Annotated in this window: 4 protein-coding genes and 1 pseudogene; 2 read left to right on the forward strand and 3 right to left on the reverse strand. The window is 74.9% G+C overall.

All coding sequences use genetic code 11. The features are described from left to right. Positions 1–947 (reverse strand): GTPase HflX (hflX, locus tag AC1DUQ_RS19415; RefSeq protein WP_477074391.1); only part of this gene is annotated, 947 nt, incomplete at its 3' end. Positions 948–1,052: 105 nt separating this feature from the next. Here hflX and AC1DUQ_RS19420 point away from each other — a divergent pair. Together AC1DUQ_RS19420 and AC1DUQ_RS19425 are read left to right on the forward strand one after the other, a co-directional pair. Then, complete coding sequence (locus AC1DUQ_RS19420; RefSeq protein ID WP_477062973.1) at positions 1,053–1,658, forward strand: class I SAM-dependent methyltransferase; 606 nt, start codon at positions 1,053–1,055, stop codon at positions 1,656–1,658. Then, positions 1,655–3,034, forward strand: a complete 1,380-nt coding sequence (locus AC1DUQ_RS19425) for an MFS transporter (protein ID WP_477062972.1) — start codon at positions 1,655–1,657, stop codon at positions 3,032–3,034. The genes AC1DUQ_RS19420 and AC1DUQ_RS19425 overlap by 4 nt, the downstream gene beginning before the upstream one ends. On the opposite strand, the gene AC1DUQ_RS19430 is transcribed toward AC1DUQ_RS19425, so the two are convergent. Next, complete coding sequence (locus AC1DUQ_RS19430) at positions 2,983–3,306, reverse strand: thioredoxin family protein (protein WP_477062971.1); 324 nt, start codon at positions 3,304–3,306, stop codon at positions 2,983–2,985. The two genes, AC1DUQ_RS19425 and AC1DUQ_RS19430, sit on opposite strands and share 52 nt — an antisense overlap. Before the next feature lie 5 nt (positions 3,307–3,311). Next, positions 3,312–3,516: pseudogene (locus AC1DUQ_RS19435) on the reverse strand (diaminopimelate epimerase); the annotation flags it as partial.

Raw genomic sequence — 3,516 nt, forward strand, 5'->3', positions numbered from 1 at the left:
AACAGGGCGTTCTCCACGAGTACGCCCGCGTGCGTCAGCCGGTTGAGCAGCGAGGACTTGCCCGCGTTGGTGTAGCCGGCGATGGCGACCGACGGGATCGCGTGCTTCTTGCGCGACGCCCGCTTGGTGACCCGGCCGGGCTCCATGGCAGCGATCTCGCGGCGCAGCTTGGCCATCCGGTTGCGGATGCGCCGCCGGTCCAGCTCGATCTTCGTCTCACCGGGACCGCGGGAGCCCATGCCGGCTGCGGCGCCGCCGACCTGCCCTCCGGCCTGCCGGGACATCGAGTCGCCCCAGCCGCGCAGGCGCGGGAGCAGGTACTCCAGCTGCGCCAGCTCGACCTGTGCCTTGCCCTCCCGGGACTTGGCGTGCTGGGCGAAGATGTCGAGGATCAGCGCGGTGCGGTCGACGACCTTGACGCGGACGATGTCCTCCAGCGCGCGGCGCTGCGAGGGGGCCAGCTCGCCGTCCACGACGACGGTGTCGGCGCCGACGGCCGCGACGAGGGTGGCCAGCTCGGCGGCCTTGCCCGAGCCGAGGTAGGTACCGGGGTCCGGCTTCTGCCGGCGCTGGAGCAGCCCGTCGAGCACCTGGGAGCCGGCCGTCTCGGCCAGCTGGGCCAGCTCGCGCAGGGAGATCTCGGCGTCGGTCACGGTGCCGGAGCCCCAGACGCCGACCAGGACGACCCGCTCCAGGCGCAGCTGGCGGTACTCGACCTCGGTGACGTCCTCGAGCTCGGTGGACAGGCCGGCGACGCGGCGCAGCGACGTGCGCTCCTCGAGGTCGAGCTGGTCGCCGTCGTACGACGAGTGGACCGTGGCGCCGGCGTGCAGCGTGGACCCTGCCCGGGCGAGCACGCGGGCCACGACGTCGTCGGCCACCTCCTGCGCGGAGCGCGCCGTCGGGGTGTCCTCGGTCTGGCTGGTGGTGTGCTGCGCGTCGGTCAAGGTGCTCCTCTTCTCGTGCCGTCCTCCCAGGGTCGCACGCGGCACCGACGGCGGCCGAAGGATTTCGCTGCGGGCCGAGCCCCGCACGCTCGGTATCGTCGGCGCGTGAGCGAGCAGGACCACTACTTCACCGCGCAGCCGGCGTCCCCCGACGAGCGCAGGCTGCTGCGCGTCCACCTGGCGGGCCGGGAGGTCGAGGTGGAGACCGCGGGCGGCATCTTCTCCCCCGACCACGTCGACCTCGGGACGCGCGTGCTGCTGGACCACGTCCCCGCGCCACCGGCCACGGGCGACCTGCTGGACCTCGGCTGCGGGTGGGGGCCGGTCGCGCTCACGCTGGCGCTGGAGGCCCCCGCCGCGACGGTCTGGGCGGTGGACGTCAACGAGCGCGCGCTCGACCTCACGCGACGCAACGCCGAGCGGCTCGGTGCGACGAACGTGCGGGCCGTGCGGCCGGAGGAGTTGCCCGACGACGTGGTGTTCGCCGCCGTCTGGTCGAACCCGCCGATCCGCGTCGGCAAGGAGGCGCTGCACGCGATGCTGCGGCAGTGGCTCGGTCGCCGTGCGCAGGGTGGCGAGGCGCACCTCGTCGTCAGCAAGAACCTCGGTGCGGACTCGCTCCAGCGGTGGATCGCGGCCGAGCTCGGCGTGGACGTCGAGCGGACCGCGAGCGCCAAGGGCTTCCGCGTGCTCACCGTGCGCGACCGATGAGCGACTGGCGGTCCCTGCGCACCACCACCTGGAGCATGGTCGCGCTGATCTTCATGGTGGCGTTCGAGTCGCTCGCCGTGACCACGGTGATGCCGACCGTCTCGGACGCGCTGGACGGTGCGACCCTGTACGCGTTCGCGTTCGCCGGTCCTCTCGCCACCGGCGTCGTCGGCATGGTCGTGGCCGGTCCGTGGAGCGACCGCAGCGGACCCCGGACTCCCCTGCTGGTCGCCGTGGGGACGTTCACCGCGGGCATCCTCGTCGCGGGCGCGGCCCCCTCGATGGAGGTCCTCGTCGCGGGCCGGCTGTTCCAAGGCCTCGGTGGCGGGGCGATGACCGTCGCCGTCTACGTGGTGGTGGCTCGGCTGTACCCCGCCATGCTGCACCCGCGCGTCTTCGCCTGGTTCGCCGCGGCCTGGATCATCCCGTCGCTGGTCGGCCCCGCGGGTGCCGGTGCGGTGGCGCAGCACCTCGGGTGGCGGTGGGTGTTCCTGGGGGTCGCGCTGCTCGTGGTGCCGACCACGCTGGCTCTCGTCCCGGCGCTGCTCAAGATCGGGCCGCCCGAGACCGCCGCCGAGGTGGCGGCACGGGGTCGCTTCGCGTGGGCGGCACTCGCCGCGGCGGCCGTGCTCGGGCTCAACCTCGCGGCCCAGGTGCCCCGCCCGTGGTCGGTGGTTGTGGTGGTGGGCACCGGGGTGCTCGCCCTCGTCGCGCTCCGCGCCGTGGTGCCGGCGGGCACGATGCGCGCGGCCCGCGGGCTGCCCAGCGTCATCGCGACCCGAGGGCTCGTGTCGGGGGCGTTCCTCGGTGCGGAGGTCTACCTCCCGTACCTGCTCACCGAGCGGTACGCGTTCTCCCCGACGACCGCAGGGATCGCGTTGACGTTCGCCGGGGTGGCGTGGGCGGCGACGTCGTGGCTGCAGGGACGGCTCGGCGACCGGCTCCCGCACCGCAGGGCGGTCGTCGTCGGCTCCGCCCTGGTGGTCGTGGCCGTCGTCGGTGTCCTCTGCACCGCGGCCCTGCACCTGCCGGCGGCGGTCGCCATCTCGTTCTGGACGCTCGCCGGCGCCGGGATGGGCCTGGTGTACTCCCGGCTGACCGTGCTGGTGCTCGCGTACTCCGCCCCGGGCAGCCAGGGGGTCAACAGCTCGGCGCTCTCGATCGCGGACTCGATCGGCGCCGCCCTCGCCCTGTCGCTCACGGCGCTGGCGTTCGCCGCCGCGGACCGCAGCCCCGACGCACCGTTCACCGCCGCGCTGGCGGTCGCCGCCGTGTTCGCCGTCGGAGCTGCGCTGGTCGGCCCCCGCGTCGGTGCCGGGCGACCTCAGGCGGAGGACTCGACCGACGACGCGGCCGCCAACGCGCTGCGCAGCTGAGCGAGCGTCGGCACCCCGGAGGCGCGGCGCACCACGTCGCCACGGGCGTCCAGCACCAGGACGGTCGGCGTGACGTCGATGCCGAGCCGCTCGCCGAGCGCCAGGTGATCCGCGACGTCGAGGTCGGCGTAGGCCACCCCGTCGGTGGTCGCGACGGCGCGCTCGACGACGTACCGCGTCGAGCGGCAGGGCGCGCAGAACGTGCTCGAGAACTGGACCACGGTGGCGCGGTCGCCCAGCGGCGCACCCAGGTCGTCGGGCGTCAGGCGCACGGCGGTCAGCGTCCCGCGGTCAGCGCCGCGAGGTCCACGTCGGCCGCGGCGACGAGCACCGCCGGTCCGGCGAGCTCGACGTGCCCGTCCGGCAGGACGCTCACGCGGACCGTGCCGCCGGGCACGTCGACCAGCCACACGTCCGGGGCACCCACGCCCGCCCAGGTGCGGACGGCCAGCGCCGCGGCGCACGCACCGGTGCCGCAGGAC

It is taken from the genome of Cellulomonas sp. P4_B5_2 (assembly GCF_056402235.1).